This window comes from Thalassotalea mangrovi (genome assembly GCF_005116735.1).
Lineage (GTDB): Bacteria > Pseudomonadota > Gammaproteobacteria > Enterobacterales > Alteromonadaceae > Thalassotalea_A > Thalassotalea_A mangrovi.
Window position 1 is genome coordinate 81,056 of sequence record NZ_SWDB01000030.1, and the last position, 20,965, is coordinate 102,020.

The 20,965-nt window shown below is 46.3% G+C and carries 17 protein-coding genes; 13 read left to right on the plus strand and 4 right to left on the minus strand.

The features are described from left to right. Positions 1 to 188: 188 nt before the first annotated feature. The 9 genes from E8M12_RS12630 (at position 189) to E8M12_RS12670 (ending at position 11,055) form a co-directional block, all read left to right on the plus strand. Complete coding sequence (locus E8M12_RS12630; RefSeq protein ID WP_136736554.1) at positions 189 to 770, plus strand: GspH/FimT family pseudopilin; 582 nt, start codon at positions 189 to 191, stop codon at positions 768 to 770. After that, a complete protein-coding gene (locus tag E8M12_RS12635) occupies positions 767 to 1,546 on the plus strand; it encodes a PilW family protein (RefSeq protein WP_169303136.1) in 780 nt (259 codons plus the stop codon). The genes E8M12_RS12630 and E8M12_RS12635 overlap by 4 nt, the downstream gene beginning before the upstream one ends. 122 nt (positions 1,547 to 1,668) lie before the next feature. Beyond that, a complete protein-coding gene (locus tag E8M12_RS12640; protein ID WP_169303137.1) occupies positions 1,669 to 2,847 on the plus strand; it encodes a PilX N-terminal domain-containing pilus assembly protein in 1,179 nt (392 codons plus the stop codon). Between the two features lie 21 nt (positions 2,848 to 2,868). Then, positions 2,869 to 4,923, plus strand: coding sequence for a type IV pilus modification PilV family protein (locus E8M12_RS12645; protein ID WP_136736518.1), 2,055 nt, complete (start codon positions 2,869 to 2,871; stop codon positions 4,921 to 4,923). Between the two features lie 11 nt (positions 4,924 to 4,934). Continuing rightward, positions 4,935 to 5,378 (plus strand): type IV pilin protein, encoded by a 444-nt coding sequence (locus tag E8M12_RS12650; RefSeq protein ID WP_136736520.1) that lies wholly within the window; start codon positions 4,935 to 4,937, stop codon positions 5,376 to 5,378. Positions 5,379 to 6,256: 878 nt separating this feature from the next. Further along, positions 6,257 to 6,961 (plus strand): GspH/FimT family pseudopilin, encoded by a 705-nt coding sequence (locus tag E8M12_RS12655; protein ID WP_136736522.1) that lies wholly within the window; start codon positions 6,257 to 6,259, stop codon positions 6,959 to 6,961. Continuing rightward, positions 6,958 to 7,734 carry a hypothetical protein gene (locus E8M12_RS12660; protein WP_136736523.1) on the plus strand — a complete coding sequence of 259 codons (777 nt, stop codon included), beginning with the start codon at positions 6,958 to 6,960 and terminating at the stop codon, positions 7,732 to 7,734. The genes E8M12_RS12655 and E8M12_RS12660 overlap by 4 nt, the downstream gene beginning before the upstream one ends. Further along, positions 7,734 to 8,963 (plus strand): PilX N-terminal domain-containing pilus assembly protein, encoded by a 1,230-nt coding sequence (locus E8M12_RS12665; RefSeq protein ID WP_136736525.1) that lies wholly within the window; start codon positions 7,734 to 7,736, stop codon positions 8,961 to 8,963. The genes E8M12_RS12660 and E8M12_RS12665 overlap by 1 nt, the downstream gene beginning before the upstream one ends. 10 nt (positions 8,964 to 8,973) lie before the next feature. Continuing rightward, positions 8,974 to 11,055: a type IV pilus modification PilV family protein gene (locus E8M12_RS12670; protein WP_136736526.1), complete on the plus strand. Its 2,082-nt coding sequence runs from the start codon at positions 8,974 to 8,976 to the stop codon at positions 11,053 to 11,055. Between the two features lie 113 nt (positions 11,056 to 11,168). Here the strand turns inward: E8M12_RS12670 and nadE are convergent, their stop codons facing one another. Next, positions 11,169 to 11,999 (minus strand): NAD(+) synthase, encoded by an 831-nt coding sequence (gene nadE, locus E8M12_RS12675; protein ID WP_136736528.1) that lies wholly within the window; start codon positions 11,997 to 11,999, stop codon positions 11,169 to 11,171. A gap of 521 nt (positions 12,000 to 12,520) precedes the next feature. After that, positions 12,521 to 12,814 carry a hypothetical protein gene (locus E8M12_RS12680; RefSeq protein ID WP_136736530.1) on the minus strand — a complete coding sequence of 98 codons (294 nt, stop codon included), beginning with the start codon at positions 12,812 to 12,814 and terminating at the stop codon, positions 12,521 to 12,523. A 217-nt stretch (positions 12,815 to 13,031) separates the two neighbouring features. Between E8M12_RS12680 and glnB the strand changes: the two genes are divergently transcribed. Continuing rightward, positions 13,032 to 13,370 carry a nitrogen regulatory protein P-II gene (gene glnB, locus E8M12_RS12685; RefSeq protein ID WP_136736531.1) on the plus strand — a complete coding sequence of 113 codons (339 nt, stop codon included), beginning with the start codon at positions 13,032 to 13,034 and terminating at the stop codon, positions 13,368 to 13,370. A gap of 68 nt (positions 13,371 to 13,438) precedes the next feature. Here the strand turns inward: glnB and E8M12_RS12690 are convergent, their stop codons facing one another. Continuing rightward, positions 13,439 to 14,203 (minus strand): outer membrane protein assembly factor BamD, encoded by a 765-nt coding sequence (locus E8M12_RS12690; RefSeq protein WP_136736533.1) that lies wholly within the window; start codon positions 14,201 to 14,203, stop codon positions 13,439 to 13,441. Between the two features lie 121 nt (positions 14,204 to 14,324). On the opposite strand from E8M12_RS12690, the gene rluD reads away from it, so the two are divergent. The 3 genes from rluD (at position 14,325) to clpB (ending at position 19,365) form a co-directional block, all read left to right on the plus strand. Further along, complete coding sequence (gene rluD, locus E8M12_RS12695; protein ID WP_136736535.1) at positions 14,325 to 15,299, plus strand: 23S rRNA pseudouridine(1911/1915/1917) synthase RluD; 975 nt, start codon at positions 14,325 to 14,327, stop codon at positions 15,297 to 15,299. 310 nt (positions 15,300 to 15,609) lie between these two features. Beyond that, the gene (gene pgeF, locus E8M12_RS12700) at positions 15,610 to 16,332 is read left to right on the plus strand and encodes a peptidoglycan editing factor PgeF (RefSeq protein WP_136736556.1); all 723 of its coding nucleotides are present in this window, start codon (positions 15,610 to 15,612) and stop codon (positions 16,330 to 16,332) included. A 459-nt stretch (positions 16,333 to 16,791) separates the two neighbouring features. Next, the gene (gene clpB / locus E8M12_RS12705) at positions 16,792 to 19,365 is read left to right on the plus strand and encodes an ATP-dependent chaperone ClpB (RefSeq protein ID WP_136736536.1); all 2,574 of its coding nucleotides are present in this window, start codon (positions 16,792 to 16,794) and stop codon (positions 19,363 to 19,365) included. On the opposite strand, the gene E8M12_RS12710 is transcribed toward clpB, so the two are convergent. Then, positions 19,351 to 19,791, minus strand: coding sequence for a DUF4124 domain-containing protein (locus E8M12_RS12710; RefSeq protein WP_136736537.1), 441 nt, complete (start codon positions 19,789 to 19,791; stop codon positions 19,351 to 19,353). The two genes, clpB and E8M12_RS12710, sit on opposite strands and share 15 nt — an antisense overlap. Between the last annotated feature and the right edge of the window lie 1,174 nt (positions 19,792 to 20,965).

Sequence of the window (20,965 nt, forward strand, 5' to 3'; positions counted from 1 at the left end):
TAGCTGACACTGATAATACGAAACTGGTAAAACATGTGTTGTAAGATAGTAAACCCCCCCTCTGTACTTTCTGACTTTCCACGAAGCCCGGTTGGCATGACGGTTTTCCGTCAATAGCGTTTTGCTTGTACGCCAGCACTGATGACTGAATTTTAATACGTTTCACTCAAGTTAAGACGTAAATAATAATGAAAAAAATACGTGGTATAACCTTAATCGAATTGCTGATCACACTGATCGTGCTGGCCATTTTAGCGGGTGTTGCTGCCCCGAGTTTTGTTCGTAGCATTGAAAACCGCAATCTGGTTAGTGCAGCGGAAACCTTGTACTCGCACCTGCAACTAGCCCGTTCTGAATCCCTTCTTCGATCTGAAGATGTGGTATTTTCCGTGGCCGGGATGGGATCAACGAGCTGGGCATTTGGCCTCAACCAGTCAGCTGCCTGTGACCCAACTATCACCGACAACACTTCTGCCAATGCCTGTGTTCTTCCCGTAGACGATGGTGACGGCGCCTTTATCGCTGCCAATGATAATGTTCTGTATCAAATTAGTGGTAGTGAGTATGAAGACATTACGATGCAAATGGCGGTGATTAGTGGCACGTTCGGTAATTCAACCATATTTGATCCAGCCCGTGGAACTACCGACGGCGCTCGCCAGTATACGCTGACCAATGCCTCTGGGAGTTCCATACGGGTGACGTTATCGTTAATTGGTAATATCAAAGTTTGTTCAAATGACCTGAGTGAATACAGGAGCTGTACGTGATCACTAAGCGCAAATCAAAAGGATTTACCCTGGTCGAGCTGTTGCTCGGCATGTTTTTCGGGATTATTGTCCTGGCAGGAGCTACGTACATTTATGTCAATGTAATTTCCAGCAGTGCCTCAACACTAAAATCCAGCAAACTTAATACCCAGCTAATGAGCATGATGAGTATCATGGTCAATGATATTCGTCGCGCCGGTTATTGGTCGACCTTTACCGAAACGCCATCTGCCAACCCTTTCAGTCAACAAAATGATACCGCGGTGGAAGTTATTGCTTCGATGGCTGCCGATACGGAAATTACCCTGGGCTCAGCGACTAGCGGCCAGTGCATTACATACTCGTACGATGAAAATGAAAATGGCAACGTCGATGCGGACAGCGAGTACTTTGGTTACCGATTAAATAGCGGCAATATCGAAATGCGCACCCTGGGCACGGTAACCGACGGTGATAGCTGTAACAATGGTACCTGGACCGTATTCAGTGATAGTGATTTATATACGATTACCGAGCTTAGTTTTAACAGTAACGACTCTGCCTGTGTAAACACCCGCGAGCCTGATGGTATTGATAATGACGGTGCTAACGGTATCGATGATGATAATGAACGGGATTGTTATTCACAAATTCCAGCGGCAGGTAGTGGTGATACGACGGTTGAAACCCGGGATATTCAAATTACCATTGCCGCGGCTTTGGTAGCGGATCCAGAAGTGACCATGTCTATAACCCAGTCGGTGAGAGTCCGTAATGACTGGATACGAATAAGGTAAATTTTGTTATGTGTCTGAGTAGTAACACAACAAAGCCCCCCTTTAAAACGAATAATAGCGTTGCACCGAACATTCGATATAAAACAGATATTCGAATTCGGTCTCGGCAAAAACAAACCGGTATGGCAGTACTCACTATCTCCATCATATTGCTGGTTCTAGTGACATTAGTATCTTTATACCTGTCGCGCACCATCTTGTTTGAACAGAAGATGGTCAATAACGATTTTCAGTCGAAAACCACCTTTGAAAGTGCTGAGGCAGGGCTTGCCATTGCCCTTGAATATTTAGCCAATGGCCTGGACCGTGATAATGATGGGGTCATCGATCCGGTATTTGACTCCGATAATGATGGCCTGGGGGATTCGAACAGCGGTGTGGTTGGCCAGGCAAATGTATTAGTGACGGTCGCTGAAGTAACTGCCGGCGATATAACCTCATTAACGGTCGTATCCCAGGCGGCCAGTCTCGATGATGCGTCGGTAAAAACCGTAACCACAACGATGCAGTCTCTCGATCCGTTACCGAATCATCCGGATAACCCATTAACTACTCGAGGCAGCCTCGATGTCAATGGTTCTGCGACCGTTCATAACCCGGAGGGGCACAGTACCATCTGGAGTGGTGGTGATATTGATATTGGTTCAAACAACTCGACCGCAACGTTTATTGCCGATCCTACCGATCCAAATTATCCCGGCTGCATGGATATCCCAAGGGGCTGTAATGAAATTCAAACCTCCAATAAGGAAGTCGTTGGCCTCGATATCCTCGAACATGACTCGGATCTGATTAATCTAACCCCGGAAGGTATTTTTGAAAACTTCTTTGGTATGTCACCAACGGCCTATAAAGAAATTATGGCATCAGTGGTGGTCGACCCTGCATCTCCGGGTGACTCTGTCGGTTGTGCCGCCAATACCTATGATGCTTGTGTAGGTGGCTCTACCAATGAGGTAGTCTGGTACCAGGGCGATTTAGAAATCGATGGTGGCACCGTCGGTTGTCGCTCAGCTGTATCAGGGAGTAACGTTTGCCCTAATAATGACGAAGCGCCCACCATTTTAATTATCGATGGCGATGTGACTTTTAAAGGTAACCCGCATTTTTATGGTGTGGTGTTTATCATGGGCGATGCCAGTGCCAGTGGTAATTCAACATTCCATGGCGCAGTGATCACTGGTGGTAGTTTAAGTACGACTAGCGGTAGTTTGGATATTCACTTTAATACCGGGTTATTGAAAAAGACCCGGGAAAATGGTCCCAGAACGGTAGCGTCAGGAAGCTGGCACGATTTCTGAGATTTCTGATAAGGAAGCACGATGAAAAATAACAATAAACGATTTGGATTCAGCTTGATTGAAGTACTGGTTGCCCTGGCCATTTTATCCGTTGGCTTGCTTGGTGTTGCCGTATTTCAGGGCGAAATGGTTGGTGCCAGTGCCAGTAACAAAGCCCGGGCCGAAGCGCTTGCGCTAGCACAGGCGCGATTGGAAGAAATGCGTAACTATACCGATGAAGTGAAAAACATCAGTGAGTTCGATTCTTTGTTTACGGTAACCACAGGGTTTACCAATGCGACTTCGCACCAGGGCATTAATGCCGTGTTTTCACGTCAGGAAAGTATTGTTCAGGACAATGAAACCAAACAAATCACCGTCAAGGTGAGTTGGCAAAATGGTTCTGGTGAGCCTGAAGAAGTGGTTATCGAGAGTGAATTAGGTTTCAAATCGCCATCATTAGTCGGCGAGTTGGATGACTTTGACGCTAATGGTCCCATGGTGCGTTCGGCAACCGGTCGCGCGGAGCTTGGTGAAGGTGAAGTAGAAGCTGGCGACGTTGTTGATATGAACATCAACGGTGATTTAACCGGCATATTGGATCGCGGCGATGGTGACTTACGTCTGACCAATGGCGATACAGCCGGTGATGACGTTGTTTTGACGTTAAAAGACGCTTGCGAACTGGATACTAACGGCGATCGTACCGATTTACCCTGTACTGGTTTTGTTGAAATCTCCGGCCGGGTATACATAGATACTGCAACGCAAACCAGGGTAACGCCAGGTGATATCTACGTAAAGGCATCCGATGCGGCATACTGTCAGCGTTATTATTACACAGCCTTAGGTGCGCCGGCACAAGTGGACTCTTCAACTGCTATTGCTCACATCACGACCACGGGCAGCTACAAATATTTTGAATACACCTGTTATTTAGGTGGTGGTTGGCACGGAAATATCGGGCTGGTACTTGCTGGTGGTATCACCCGTAACGATAAAGTCTGTATGGGCGATCCGACGTCGGTGAATCCCTGGGAAGATACAAAAATTGCCGCACGGCGTGTATATCGTGGTATGGCTCATGATTATACGGACGATACTAAAACCACAAAATTAACCGACGCTAATGGCGATATTATTTATTACTCGATTGGGGTGGCCGATGCCTTAGTCTTACCAGCTGAAGGCCAGGCGGGTCATGATTTTGTGTTGGCGAGCATGAACCCCGGTGATAATGATGGCGAATTATGCTCGAGCCGCGGGATTATGGTTCGTGCCGATTCTTACATTGGTGGTGTTGCAGGTGCACTGTTTGCGGGCGTGCCAACCGATTTTTATTGTTTGAATGTTGATTCAAGTTATGTGGATCAATTGAAACTGGATACCTTTGGTTATGGTATTGAAGACTATTGTCCATTTGACCCATCGGATCCACCGTCCGAGCGTCATGAGATTCGCGGTACCGTTAACTTAACCTCTGTCAGTTTCTGGGAAGAAAATGTCTATCGTACCCGGGTTAACACGTCCGATGGTCTCGGCAACTGTCGCCGGGAAGACTGGACCAAATCTGGTGACACGTACAGCCTGCATTATGTTTGTGATATTTATGACTGGGGTAATGGCTGGACCGGATTTGTACAAATCTCGCCGGATACTTCAATCTTCTCATGTACCACGTTAAAGCAAAGCTTTACTGACGTGACCGGTGATCAGACGATAACAGATTTCGACTGTTTCAATGATGATACCGGTAAAGGTACAGTAACCATTTACGGGGATATTGATAAATTAGCAGGGGCTGTCGGCGCCATAACGATTTCCGATGCGACCGGAAGCTGTTTGACTAATTCCGACGGAACCAGTTACTCTTGTACCAGTGCTGAATTTGATGCCGTTAATCAATGGTCCGGAAAGGTAATGTACACTGCGCAAAAGAGCAACCATGACATCTGTGTGGGTGCGCCTATACCAACTCCGACTACACCTGAGAATATTATTAACGGTAAGACCGCCAGCATTGAATTGACAAATGTTGATCGTGGTTTTGTCCAGGTCGATATCAGTGTCGTTGCACGTAACGATGGTTGTCTGTAGGGAGACAAAGAGTGAAAAACAATACGAGTAAAACTCAGGGATTTACCTTAATAGAGTTACTGGTGGTGGTAGCGATTGTCGGGATTTTATCGATGATCGCCTATCCGGGCTATCAGGATTCAGTGCGCAAAGCTCGCCGCAGTGATGCACATTCAGGAATGATGTCGATGATGCTGGCGCAGCAGAAACTTCGTGGCAGCTGCCCATTTTACGCCCAGGCAATTGGTGGTGCGAACAGTTGCGGCGCTTCCGGGGCAGCTACTACAGTAAAAAGCAGTAGTTCCAGCCAGGAAGGCTATTACGCGTTCGCCCTGAGTAATGCGTCAGGCAATAGTTATACCATCACTGCTACAGCCCAGGGCGCACAGACATCTGATACCGGATGTACTAGCATCACCCTGACCGTTAACGCAGCCAACCCTAAGGGCCTGAAAGCTCCGGCGCAATGTTGGTAATCGTAGATTTTGAAAAAGAGTCAGTGAGAATTACTGACTCTTTTTAAGCACATTTCATTCCTAGCAGATTTCATTCCTAGCAGATTTCATTCCTAGCACATTTCATTCCTAGCACATTTCATTTCTAGCACATTTCATTTCTAGCACATTTCATTTCTAGCACATTTCATTTCTAGCACACGTCGTTTCTAGCACGTTGTCACTTCTAGCACGCTGATAAATCAGCTCCTGGCACACGATTAAAAATCGTTCCTAGCATGCAATCGAAGATTGCGCCTAGTTAAGAGCGGGGGTTATGGTGGGAGAGGGAGGTGGAAGACGACTGCCACCTTCCACCTTCCTCTTAGCTTAAGATCTACGTCATTTCCTACTTGATAGGAAATCTTAACCAGAATATAAAGAGCGAGATCCCGGCCGACGCCGGGATGACCAAGGATAAGGCATTTCATTGACACCCATAGTCATCTTTCGACACATCTAGACACCCAGAAACTTCGCAAGCCTCAGAGCCTTCGTCACTTCCTGCCACGACAGGAAATCTCAGGAAATCATAAAAACGAGATCCCGGTTGCCACCGGGATGACAAAGCTCAAGGCTATTCGTTGTCTCCGACGTTAGTCTGTCACCTGGAAACCTGACAACGAGAAGGTTTTCTCACCGACGGAGTCTCCCTCGACGCAGTCTCCCTCTGCAACAGCGTCGATGCATTAGCATCGACGCTTAACTGCTTGTATTCAAACCAACTTCAGTGTTAGTCTAAAAAATAGACAGAGAGTAGTCGTCATTAAATCCTGATAAGAAAAGAAAAAGGATTAGTGGACCCTGAAAAACGGGACCTGTCAGTACAATGGATGTCACCCTTTTAAGGGGTAGGAAAGATGGCTAATAAATTCAATCTAAGCGGTGCAGCCTTTGCTAAGGCTGATCGCCTTGGTCAGGGAGCGTCACCCGTTTCCTGCATTCGCTTTGCGCAAAATTCAACCCGCGAACATGTTCGATTATTAAAGAATATGGCCGCGTTTAGCCTAATCGAACTGATGGTTGCGCTTGCTATCATCGGGATATTAGCTGCGGTCGCCGGTCCCTCATTTGTTCGCAGTATTGAGTCACGGCATTTGGTCGCTGCTACCGAAGATTTATATACCCAGTTACAACTCGCCCGGGTTGAATCACTGGTTCGATCGCAATCCGTGTATGTCAATTTTAGTGGTGTTAATTCAACGCAGTGGGCTTATGGCATCAAGGCAGAGATTGCCTGTGACCCTACAATTGTTAACAACAGTGACGGTAATGCCTGCACGTTAATGTCAGATAATGGCGATGATGTATTTAATGCTGCAGATGATAACGTCCTCAATCGCGTAGACAGCAGTCAATATGATGCCATTTCTCTCAACTTAACCAATTTAACCGGCGCCGGTAATTTTATCATTTTTGATCCTAAGCGTGGAGTTGCCAGTAATCCCATGGTGTTCACTCTGACTAACGCCAGTAATAAATCTACGAAAATTACCCTGTCTAAATTAGGCAGTATTTCTGTGTGCTCTACTCATTTAAGTGATTACCAGGAGTGTCAGGGATGACGTTTCATAAACAGGCAGGTATCACCCTGGTCGATTTATTATTGTCGATGCTGCTGGGTATCGTTGTCCTCAGTGGTGTTATCAGCATTTACGTGGCCGTGGTTAAATCCAGTTCAGATACGTTAAAAAGCAGCAAATTAAATACACAACTAATGACCATTATGTCGGTGATGAGCAATGATATTCGCCGTGCGGGTTATTGGAATGACTTTATTTCTGAGCCTCAAACCAACCCCTTTAGCCAACTTGATGACACTGCTCTTGAAGTGATAAACAGTCCAGCCAGTAATACAGGCTATGCCGATAATACGGACGTAAATGGTGAGTGCATTGTTTACGCCTACGATGAAAACGAAAATGGCGTGGTCGACGCTGATTCAGAGTACTTTGGCTTTCGCTTACTTGACGGCGTAGTGCAAATGCGTGCCAGTGGCACCGTAACCGATGGTGATAATTGTAATAATGGGGTGTGGATGGATCTCAGCGATAGCGATCTTTATACCATTACTCGATTAACGTTTAACCCAAAAAATTCGGCCTGTGTTGACTCATCTGAGCCAAATGGTATTGATGATGATGGCGCCAATGGTATAGACGATGCGGGCGAGGCGGATTGCTACAGTCTGGTGCCCGCCGTAGGAAGTGGTGAAATCACGGTTGAAACCCGGGATATTGAAGTATCACTTGCCGGTGTGTTGAAAAGTGATAACTCGGTATCGATGCAAATTACACAGAGCGTAAGAATTCGCAATGATCTAATCAGGGTGAGGTAATGATGACAGGATGTAACCCTAAGTATGGGAAGCTCAAATCACAACGGGGAATGGCAGTACTAACCATTTCAATAATATTATTGATATTAGTAACTATGGTATCGGTTTATCTGGCCAGAACTGTATTGTTCGAACAAAAAATCGTTAACAACGATTTTCGCGGTAAAGCCACTTTTGAAGCCGCAGAGGCTGGCCTCGCTATTGCACTGGAATACCTTGCTGATGGTATTGATCGTAATAATGATGACGTTATCGACCCGGTATTTGATACCGACAGTGATGGCATCGGTGATTCACCATCAGGAACCGTTGGCACCGCTTTGGTGACCGTTACCGTCAATGAGATAAATGTAGGAGATATTTCTTCGCTTGAGGTTATATCCCAGGCGGTAAGCGATGACCGGTCTTCGACGAGAACGGTTACTGCAACCATGCAGTCTCTAGATCCGTTACCAAATCATCCTGATAATCCATTGACTACTCGAGGCGCATTGGATGTAAATGGCTCAGCAACGGTTCACAACCCGGAAGGGCATTCGACCATCTGGAGTGGCGGCGATATAGATATTGGCTCGAACAACTCGACCGCGACTTTTGTTGCTGATCCTTCTGATCCTGCCTATCCGGGTTGCATGGACATACCAAGAGCCTGTAACGAGATTCAGACTTCCAACAAGGAAACCGTAGGCCTGGATATTCTCGAACATGACAGTGATCTCGCGAATTTAAGCCCTGAGGGGATTTTTGAAAACTTTTTTGGCATGTCGCCGGAAGCGTATCGGGAGTTGATGGCATCGGTGATTATTGATCCCGCAAATCCTGCGGAAACCCGTGAATGCCCGTCAAATACCTATGCCGGTTGTGCACTGAATTCTACAAATCAGGTTGTATGGTACGAGGGGAATGTCGTTATCGACGGCGGTACCGTTGGATGTAGCAGCGCTGTAACCGGCAGTAATGTATGCCCCGATGCCGATGAAGCGCCTTCGATACTGATCATTAACGGTGATGTTGAGTTTAAAGGTTCGCCACATTTTTATGGTGTGGTGTTTGTGATGGGCACCGCGACGGCATCTGGTAACTCAACCTTTCATGGAGCGGTAATTTCGGGCGGTTCATTTAATACCACCAGCGGTAGCCTCGATATTCATTTTAATACTGGGCTGCTTCAAAAAACCCGCAGTAATGGGCCGCGTACAATCGCAGCTGGAAGCTGGAGAGATTTTTAGGAGAACATAAATGACACGGAATAAAGGATTTGGTCTGATAGAAGTTCTTATTGCTCTGGCAATACTAGCGGTTGGCTTGTTGGCCGTTGCGGTTTTTCAGTCGAGCGTAGTGGAAGATAGCAATGATAATAAAGCACGGGCTGAGGCAATTGCGTTAGCACAGCAGCGCCTTGAAGAAATGCGCAACTATACCGGTGACGTTACTGATATTGATGAATTTCAAGATTTGTATGCGCTTACTTTAGGATTCGCCAACCAGACTTCAATAAAAGGCACCAATGCACAATTTTCACGCCAGGAGCAAATAACTCAGGTAGCCGATACCAGACAAATCAGCGTTATGGTGTCCTGGGTGAGTGCCGAAAATGAAACACATGAGGTACAACTGCAGACGGAGCTTGGTTTTAAATCCCCATCAATCACCGGTTTGTTAGGGATGGATTTGGATGACGACCCATTAGTTCGCTCTGCTACAGGACGTGCGGTTTTGGGAGCTGGGCAAGTAAAAGCTGGTGAAATTATTGATACCGATACTAATGGGGACTTAACTGGGTTGTTGGATCGTGGTGACGGCGATTTGCGCTTAACCAATGGTGACGAAGCCGGGGACGATGTGGTGCTAACCCTCGAAGATGCCTGTGAACTTGATGATAATAACCAGCGAACCGGTGTACCCTGTACTGGTTTTGTCGAAATCTCAGGGCGGGTATATATAGATACGGCGACTCAATCTTCACTAAAACCAGGTCAGGTTTACATTAAAGCATCCGATGCAGCCTATTGTCAGCGTTATTACACCATTACGGATGATGAAGGTAATACGACGCCGATCCAAATCGACGAGTCAACAACGACGACCTTGTTAACCCAGAGCGGAGATTACCATTATTATGATTATACCTGCTATTTAGGGGGGGGCTGGCACGGCAATATCGGAGTCATGCTAGCAACCGGTATTACTCAGCGCGATAAAATCTGTCAGGGTGATCCCACCACTCTGGATGAGTTTGCTGATCCAAGAATTGCCGCCCGCCGGGTTTACCGGGGCATGGCATATGCGACGGATAAAAATGGCGATCCGATAGAGGATTTAAGTAAAAAGATTATTTATTACTCGGTCGGAGTATCCGATGCACTTAAATTACCCGTAGAGGGTCAGGCGTCCCATGATTTTGTGATTTCGGATATGTCTCCCGGGAGCAACGAAGGTGATTTGTGTATAACCGAAGGTATCATGGTGCGTGCAGACAGTTACATTGGTGATCAACCGGGCATGTTGTTTGAGGGCGTGCCGACGGACTTTTTCTGTTTGAATACGGATGCTGGTTATATCGATGTGACAAAAATGGACACATTTGGCTATTCTATGGATCCTTATTGTCCGTTTGACCCGAGCGATCCACCTTCGAAGCGTCATGAGCTAACCTTTGCAGCTAACCTTTATACCACCCTGCCATTGAGCCGGTTTAAACCCGAAGCTAATACCTCCGATGGTGCAGGAAATTGCCAGCTAGTTGATTCCAGCACAATTCTTGGTGGCCATCGACTGACGTATAGTTGCGATGTCTACGACTGGGGCAATGGTTGGGACGGATATATTGAGTTTGACGACACTGCCAGCGTTTTTACTTGTGATCGGTATCGACAAACCTTTACCGGTGTCTCAGCTGACGACCAGATCGATAATTTCACCTGCCTTGCGACCGATTATGCCGTTTATGGTGATGTCATCCTGACCGGGGATATTACCGGCGATATCGAAATTGGTTCTCTGGACATCATGTTCAAAGACACGTCGGCAGGCACTTGTTATTTGAGTCAGGATTACTCAACGTATACCTGTCGAACCCGTTCGTTCGATTTAATCTCAACCTGGAAAGGGGAAGTGGAAATCGACAGTTTAACGACTAAAGGTGATGACAAGATAAAAATGTGTGTAGCCGGAATGAATGGGGTTGTCGCAGCCGCCGATAAAGCGGAAGCGCAGGTGAGCAAAGGCGATACGAATTTAGTTTTTGACGCGCTAATGTCAGGTTCTTACACCTTAAATTTACACGCAATCGATGAAAGAAATGATTGTCCGGTAAGTTAAAATGAAAACCTAGCTAACACAAAAAAGCCGCAGATAGCGGCTTTTTTTACTGACAGGAAAACACTCCGTTCGTAGTATTAATACTTTAAGGCTAGAACCAGAGAGCGTTAAGCTTAATCATAAATACTAGGAATCGGTTTACGCTTGTGCTGGGTGCGCAGGTAAATTTCAATTAACGTATCTTCAACATGCGGGCTGACTTCTTTGCCTTCAAGAAAATCATCGATATTATCGTAGCTTAAACCTAACGCATCTTCGTCTTTCTTACCGGGTTCTAACTCTTCTAAGTCCGCCGTTGGTGGCTTGCTGATCAGTTTTTCAGGAGCGCCCAACGCCGCAGCAATTTGTCTTACCTGGCGCTTGTTAAGGCCAAATAGCGGGATCATATCGCAGGCACCATCACCCCATTTGGTATAAAAACCGGTAATGTTTTCGGCGCTGTGGTCGGTACCAATGACCAGGCCGCCGAGGATACCGGCAAGATGATATTGCATGACCATTCGAGTACGGGCTTTTACGTTGCCTTTAGAAAAATCCAGGCGACGATTATCGGCGTTTAATAGACCGGCTTGTTCTAGTACCGTGACGGCTTCTTCATGAATGCCTTCGGCACCGGCAAAAATATTGGTCGATAACACCTGATTCGGCTCGATGAATCGTAATGCCAACTGGGCATCGTCTTCATCAGCCTGCACTTTATAAGGTAAACGCACCGCGACAAACTTATAACCGCCACCATGTTCTTCATTCAATTCATTAATGGCAAGCTGCGCTAAACGACCACAAGTTGAAGAGTCGACACCACCACTGATACCAAGGAGCAAATGATTTAATCCAGACTGGATCAATTGTTCTTTAATAAAGTTTACCCGACGGGTGATTTCGAATTGTACATCAATTTCTGGCAAAACTTTCATTTCAGCAATGATAGCCTGGCGATCCATGTTAAACCTCAATAGCGCATAAAAAGGCTAGTCTACCAATCTGACTAGTGGCAAGCAAGATTGAGGTTTCGGGTTTCAGGTCTAGGTGAGCGAAGGGCCTCAACTTGCAGCTACGAGCACATTACACTCCTAGCACGTTATCACTCCTAGCATGCAATCGAAGATTGCGCCTAGCGAAAGCGAGAGTTGAGGTGGAAGAGGAAGGTGGGTGACGACTTCCACCAGCGAAGCTAGACACTTCCACCTTATTTCAGTTCTTCGTCATTTCCTGCCGCGACAGGAAATCTCAAGAAAACAGTAAAAGCGAGATCCCGGTCTTCACCGGGATGACAAAGTTCAAGGCTATTCGTTGTCTTCGACGTCAGTCTGTCACAGAAAATTGCTCCTGCATTTTCTGCATATAGGCCTTCCCTAGCCATAACCCGGAAACCTGGCAACGAGAAGGTTTTCTCACCGACGCAGTCTCCCTCTAAAACAGTAATGCAGTCTCCCTTTAAGACAGTAATAATGCGAAAGCATTATTACTTAGCCGTTGCGCACCGCGCCGTTTTATCATCTCCTTCGCCACTTAGGTCATAACTTTTACATGCCTGCAGCCATTGCTGACAATCTTCAATATCGTCGGCAACGCATTGGGCGGCGACACAAAAGCCTTTTGGATCCTGTTCGGTGCATTCGACGATGCGAACGCCGGTGACCATATCCCGATCGAAATTAAAGTTATCGGGTTTTGCGGGCGTGTCTTCCACAAAAAAGCTACAGCCGCCAATGAAAACAGCCACTAAAGTCATATAAACCAGGCGAGCTAATGACATGGTATTCCTCCCAGCAGTATTGAAACAATTCAAGTGTAGGTCATCAAAAGGATTATGTTATTTTTGGCTGACGAGTGTTTTACTTTACTGATTCAGGAATTGGCGATAATCTTTATCGCAGAGCAATGTCAAAAAGACATTCGCATGGTTTTGAGCAAGGTTCGGGCAGGAAAGAGCAGAAGGCCCGCAACTTGGTTTAGTTTTCGGAAGGATAGCAATGAAAAAAATTGAAGCCATTATCAAGCCATTTAAAATGGATGATGTGCGGGAAGCGTTAGCAGCAGTCAATATTACCGGTATGACAGTATCAGAAGTGCGCGGCTTCGGTCGTCAGAAAGGTCACACCGAATTGTACCGTGGTGCCGAATACATGGTGGATTTTTTGCCAAAGGTTAAACTGGAAATTGTCGTTGCTGACGACGATGTTCAGCGTTGCATTGATGCCATTATCGAAACGGCACAAACCGGTAAAATTGGCGATGGTAAAATATTCGTAACGGATATCGAGCGAGTTATCCGCATCCGTACTTCAGAAGAAGGTCCGTCGGCGATCTAGTTTAACGAAAACAAAGAATAGATAAAAAAATAGCCGGCATTGCCGGCTATTTTTTTAATTAAAATGAGTTACATACTACTCACTAAAGCATTGTCTGGAAAGTTTAGTGCCAGCACTTGTTTGGCATTACGCTCCAAATCATCCAGGCCTAATTTTTGATAGCACTCAATCATAATTTCCAAGGCATCTTCCACCTGCGCACTTGGTGAATAGAACTCGACGATATAGCGGCCCCGGTTTGCAGCGGCTGCATAAGCCTGGCGCTCCATAAAAAAGCGAGCAGCGGCCAGCTCATAATCAGCCAGTCGACTCTTGATTGCGATCATTCGTGCGCGCGAGTCTGCCGCATACTTGCTATCTGGGTACTTGGTTAATACCGTTTTGAAATCTTTAAAGGCTTCGCGAGCGTGAGTCGGATCTCGATCACTGCGATTTATCCCGGCTAACTCCTGGAATAGATTCTCTTCCTCCGACAAGTTGATTAGACCACGCATATAGTGCACATAATCAACGTTTTGGTGGCCAGGGTTTAGTCGTAAAAAACGATCAACCAGAGCAACACCCTGAGCCGTATCACCCGTTTTGTAATAACTGTAAATTAAGTCCAGCTGAACCTGGTGTGATACCGCACCAAATGGGTAGCGGGAATCGATAGCGGAAAGAATAGGAATGGCTTTCTGGTATAAGCCGTTGTCCAATGCACTTTTGGCATCCATATATAATGCCTGCGCTGATTTGTCGGGGATTTTCTCAACTTCTTTTGGAGCGGATGAGCAACCGGCTACCCCGATGACTACCGTTAATAATATTGTTTTTAAAGCTAACTTCTGCATAGGTTGTCAAAGACCCAGTTAAAATAATTGTGAAAGCCCGTCTCAAAGCGGGTAAAATATAAGTCATTGCATTCTAACCCAGCTAATCTGTATTGCACAGTGCTAATTCATAGAGACCTTAATGGCTGAGAAAATACAACTTCAGGAAGTAGTTCCTGATTCCTGTTTAGGTAAACGCTTAGATCAAACAATTGCGCAAATGTTCCCGGATTTTTCCAGATCTCGATTAAAAGATTGGATTCTGGCCGGCAATGTCAGCGTAAACGGTGAAGTCACCACCAAAGCCAGAGAAAAAATGTATGGCGGTGAAGTGATAAACCTGGATGCTGAAATTGAAGCGGAAGTTCATTTTGAACCTCAGGATATAGAACTCAACATCGTCTATGAAGACGATGATATTCTGGTTATCAATAAACCGGCAGGTCTGGTGGTTCACCCGGGTGCCGGTAATCCAGACGGTACCGTACTTAATGCGTTGTTGCACCATAACCCAGACCAGGAAAACCTACCCAGGGCGGGTATTGTTCATCGTCTGGATAAAGACACCACAGGTTTGATGGTAGTCGCCAAAACGATTGCAGCACAGACGAATTTGGTTGACGCTCTGCAGCACCGGGAAATCACCCGCGAATATGAAGCCATTGCCAATGGCATCATGACTGCTGGTGGTGTGGTTGACGAGCCAATCGGCCGTCATCCTAGCAAGCGAACCCATATGGCCATCACCATGTCAGGACGACCATCGGTGACGCATTACCGGGTTGCGGAAAAATATCGCTTGCATACGCGCCTGCGTTTACGTCTTGAAACCGGTCGAACCCATCAGATTCGCGTGCACATGGCGCACATTGCTCATCCGCTGGTTGGTGACCCGGTTTACGGCGGACGCCCAAGACCACCCAAAAATGCCAGCGAAGAGCTGAGAGAGTTGCTACGTAACTTTAGACGTCAGGCATTGCATGCAACCATGTTGTCTTTATATCACCCGATTACTGGCGAGTTAATGACCTGGCATGCGCCAGTCCCTGACGACATGCAGGAAATAGCCGACGCCTTGCATCTCGATGCTCAGCAGAATATGGTGGAAGAATACTAGAGCGTGATGATCTTTGAAGGTCAATTTTGCAGCGAGTTGTTTGGGATATGGGTAAGGATTTTTCTCTTTAGCGTACTTATTGTACGGTAACGAGAAAAAACGCAGACCAGATTCAAAACAAACGCTGTTCGCAGAATTCAATGGTACGTTTCATATAATAAACTTGTTTGTAGACTCAGTGATTGGATCGATAATGGGCGGTTGTTGAACAAAGTTTGTCCAGCAAAGGTCAACACGCTCTAATAACCAGCATGAAGTGTCGCCTGACAGGGAGTGGGAATTGTTTAACAGCCAACATAGTCTTGACTCGATATTCAACGTAAATGATTCAAATAATCATAGGGTCAAAGCACTAAGCACGACTCGAACCGGGGGAGTGAGCCTTGCTCCCTACGATTCTTTTAATCTCGGCGATCATGTCGGTGATGAGCAGTTGAAGGTAGTGACGAATCGACAAAAACTAACGGCGGCTGTGAATGGTCAATCCATTCAGTGGCTGAACCAAGTCCATGGCGACCGGGTCCATGAGCTCACCGCCTACAGTGCAAAGCCCTATACGGCAGATGCGGTCTATACCCGCTTAGATAATCAACCCATCTCCATCCTTACCGCCGATTGCCTGCCCATTTTGCTTGCTGCAGAAGATGGTTCGGAAATCGCTGCCATCCATGCTGGCTGGCGGCCATTAGCGGCAGGAATCGTGGTTAACACCCTCAATTACTTTCAGTCTCCTGCGACGAATGTTCATGCCTGGCTCGGTCCATGTATTGGCCCGCAAAAGTTTGAGGTGGGAGCAGAAGTTCGCCAGCAATTTGTATTAAATTCAATCGACAATGAGCAGTATTTTGAAAAACAGTCAGATGGTAAATATTTGGCGAATTTGCAGGGTATTGCTACAACGACATTGCAACAACTAGGCGTAATTCATATTACTCGAAGCCCTTATTGCACCGTATCCAATCCAGAGTCATTTTTTTCTTATCGTCGCGACGGCCAGACTGGCAGGATGGCGACAGTAATAACCAAAACATAGCAGTGGTGAAGCTCTTTACTTCACCACTTAAGTCTGCAGGTTTCAGGTCTCAGGTTTCGGAGGGCGAAAGGCCTTTACTTCAAGCTAATTGCACGCTGGCAAGCCCCAGAGACTTCGTCATTTCCTGCCACGACAGGAAATCTAAGCCAAAAAATACAAAGAGCGAGATCCCGGTCGACACCGGGATGACGGAACTTAGACTCTTCGTTGTCACCCTCATCGTACGATTACCTCCAAAATTCGACAGCGAGAGAATTTTCTCCACCTGAAAAGGGTGACCCTGGCAAGTAACCCTTTTCTTCCACCAGCGCAGCTTACCTCTGCAACAGCGCCATTTTGTTAAATGGCGCTTAACATTTTTTTCACCAAGCCATTGAATTTTTGCATATCGATTCATATTTAAACAGTATCAAACGATAAAACCACATTCTAATTGTGGATAATTCAGAGGATTGTTAAATGCGAGTGGATAAATTAACCCAGAAATTTCAGCAAGCATTGGCCGATGCTCAATCATTGGCGCTCGGCCATGATAACCAGTTTATTGAGCCGGCCCATGTAATGCTGGCGTTATTGAACCAAAGCGACGGCTCAACAGCTTCAATTTTCAAGCAGTGCCAGGTTGAAGTGTCTTCCCTGCGAGCGCAACTTAATCAGTTATTGGCGTCCCTACCACAAGTTGAGGGCAGTGGCGGTGATGTGCAGGTTTCACATCAACTTGGTAATTTATTGAATGTTTGTGACAAAATTTCGCAAAAGCAACAAGACAAATTTATCTCATCTGAGACCTTCTTACTGGCGGCACTGCAGGATCAGGGGCATCTAGGTAAACTACTAAAATCCGCAGGCCTGAAAGAATCAGCATTAAAACAGGCAATAGATAAGCTGCGCGGTGGCCAGACAGTTAATGATCCCAATGCCGAAGATACCCGCCAGGCACTGGAAAAATACACGGTTAACCTCACTGAAAGGGCGGAACAGGGTAAGCTTGACCCGGTTATCGGTCGGGATGAAGAGATTCGCCGTACTGTACAGGTATTACAACGTCGCACCAAAAACAATCCAGTCTTGATAGGTCAGCCAGGTGTCGGTAAAACCGCTATTGTTGAGGGCCTGGCGCAACGGATTGTCAATGGAGAAGTTCCGGAAGGCCTGAAGAATAAGCAGGTATTGTCTCTGGACATGGGCGCCTTAATTGCTGGCGCTAAATATCGTGGTGAATTTGAAGAGCGCCTGAAAGCAGTATTAAACGAATTGGCTAAAGAAGAAGGGCAGGTCATTCTGTTTATCGATGAGCTACATACCATGGTCGGTGCCGGTAAAACCGATGGCGCAATGGATGCTGGTAATATGTTAAAGCCAGCCCTGGCTCGAGGTGATTTACATTGTGTTGGCGCGACAACACTTGATGAATATCGCAAATACATTGAAAAAGATGCCGCATTGGAGCGTCGTTTTCAAAAAGTACTGGTTGATGAACCAAGTGTCGAAGATACGGTAGCAATCTTACGTGGCCTGAAAGAGCGTTACGAATTGCACCATAGTGTTGAAATTACCGATCCGGCAATTGTATCTGCGGCCACGTTATCACACCGTTATATTTCCGACAGACAGTTACCGGATAAAGCGATTGACCTGATAGACGAAGCGGCTTCCAGTATTCGCATGCAAATGGACTCGAAACCTGAAGAACTGGATCGGATCGAACGCCGATTAATACAGCTCAAGCTGGAACAAAAAGTGGTTGAAAAGGAAACCGATGAAGCATCCCGAAAACGTTTGCAACTGTTAGAAGATGAAATTTCTGCCAATCAGCAGCAGTATGATGAACTTGAAAAGGTTTGGAAGAATGAAAAGGCAGCGCTTTACGGTACTCAGAATGTTAAAGCGGAATTAGAGCAGGCCAAATTAGACTTTGAAGTTGCGCAGCGTAGCGGTGATTTTGAACGCATGGCGGAATTGCAATACGGCGTCATACCAGAGTTAACCAAACAACTGGAAAGCGCCGAGCAAAACCCGGTTGTCGATATGCAACTGTTGAAGAATAAAGTAACCGATGTGGAAATTGCCCAGGTGCTGTCAAAAGCGACTGGAATTCCGGTGGCGAAAATGCTAGAAGGTGAGCGCGACAAGTTACTGCGCATGGAAGATGAGATTCAAAAACGGGTTATTGGCCAGAGTCAGGCGGTAAAAGCCGTATCCAATGCCATCCGTCGTTCGCGTGCCGGCCTGTCGGATCCCAATAAACCCATTGGCTCATTTATGTTTTTGGGCCCTACCGGGGTGGGTAAAACCGAGCTAACCAAAGCCTTGGCTAATTTTATGTTCGATAGCGACGACGCCATGGTTCGCATCGATATGTCCGAGTTCATGGAAAAACACAGCGTTGCCCGGTTAATAGGCGCGCCTCCGGGTTATGTGGGTTATGAAGAAGGAGGGTACCTGACTGAAGCCGTCAGGCGTAAACCTTATTCGGTGATCCTGATGGATGAAATCGAAAAAGCCCACCCTGAAGTATTTAATATTTTACTGCAGGTGCTTGATGACGGGCGTTTAACCGATGGTCAGGGACGCACGGTTGATTTTCGCAATACGGTTATCATTATGACCTCAAATATGGGCTCGGACTTAATACAGGAGATGGCAACCGAATCCAGTTATGAACAACTGCGAGCAACGGTTATGGGCGTCGTAGGTCAGCACTTTAAGCCTGAGTTTATCAACCGTATCGATGAAACGGTGGTATTCCACCCACTCGATGCTGAGCAAATCCAACAAATTGCCGGTATTCAATTGGAATTACTGGCGAAACGTCTGGAAGAGCGTCAGTTAACGTTGGATGTAACCGATGCGGCAATGGCAAAAATCGCCGAAGCAGGCTTTGATCCCGTGTTTGGTGCCCGACCGCTCAAACGTGCGATCCAGCAACACGTGGAAAATCCGCTGGCTCAGGAAATCCTGGCTGGTAAATTTATTCCGGGGGCTAGAATTAAAGTTGATGCGCGTGACGGTGAAATATTAATTAGTGAGTGATTTATCACAATAGACAGCAACTTCGTTTTCTGCGAGGCGAAGTTGTTGTAATTTCTCTAACGGTGTCAGGACTCGGGTTTTACCGTCTTCGCCGGTAACTTTCACTTTCGGGAAATCGTTAAGAGTGCGTAAATTGCTTTTGGCATTTTCGCACTTTTCCTCGGCTTGCATTGCCAATTTTGCCGAAACCACTTCCGGGCTGTCACCTTCTTTGATCTTACGATCTGGCAACGACGGTTTTGGTTTGTTGTAAGGCGTTTCTATTGTAACTTCCGCATACTCTTTATCAATCGGTTCATGCTGACTGAAGTGTATCTGGCCGTTTTTATCGACCCAACGATATACGGTGACATCTTTAGCGGCTGCCTGAAAACCGATTATGTTCATCAATAGCAAAGCCGAAGTAATTGTTTTTAATCTATCCATAGGGCGACTTCTTATTGTTTATAGCTAACCATCTTGGTCTGGAACGTTTCTTTACACCCTTCTTATAACAAATTTTTTAACGCAAGGCCAAATAAAGAAGGACTCAGGTTTCAGGACTCAGCCAAAACTTTTAGCAACTAGCACGTTTCACTCCGAGCACGCTGGCGAGCCAGCTCCTGGCATGCAATCGGAGATTGCGCCTAGCGACTAGCAAACTGCTTTTTTGGTAACGAGTACGTAAATTCACGGAATCTATTCCGGGTACGCTAATGAAAAGCATTGGCTCCGAGTATGTAACTCGAAGAGTTACTTCGGGTGAAGGCCCTTCGTTGTCAGCCTTTGACACCTTTAGACACCCCGGATAGTTAAGTATGCGATCGAAGATTACGGCTAGCGAAAAGCAAGAGTTATGGTGGAAGTGTGAGGTGGAAGACGGCTTTTCTTTCCACAGCGAAGCTGGAAACTTTCCACTTACACCCGTTTTTAAATACCGTCATTTCCTACTTGATAGGAAATCTCAACCAGAATATAAATAGTGAGATCCCGGCTTTCGCCGGGATGGCATCGGGCACCTAAACTCAAGGCTTTTCGTTGTCACCTTTAGACAGCTTTTGATACCCAGAGACTTTCGCAGACCATACAGTCTTCGTCATTTCCTGCTACGACAGGAAATCTCCACCATAAGATAAAGAGCGAGATCCCCACGTACGTGAGGATGACCTGTGAAACCTGAAACCTGAAACCTGAAACCTGAAACCTGAAACCTGAAACCTGAAACCTGAAACCTGAAACCTGAGCCCATACTCGAAGCGATGTTGTTCATCGCGTACCCGAAATGAATCTTTGATTCATGTACCCGGAGGAATATTAATATTCCGTGCTCGGAGCAAACTTTGATAGCGTACTTATTAATATTCCGTACTCGGAGCAATCTTCGATTGCGTACCTATACAAGCAGACTTTGTTTAAGTCTCTGAGTCCTGAATCCACGGTTTTGTGAACTTTTTTACTCGCCTTAGTTAACCATTTGTTGATGTTGTACGATAATTAAACGAACGATCGGTTTTTTGTGTTTTTTGTTGATTTGGGTGTTGACCGCGACCAGAAAATCCCTAAAATGCGCATCCACTTCCACGGCACAAGTCAACGACTAACCAGGAAGGGTTTTGAAGCC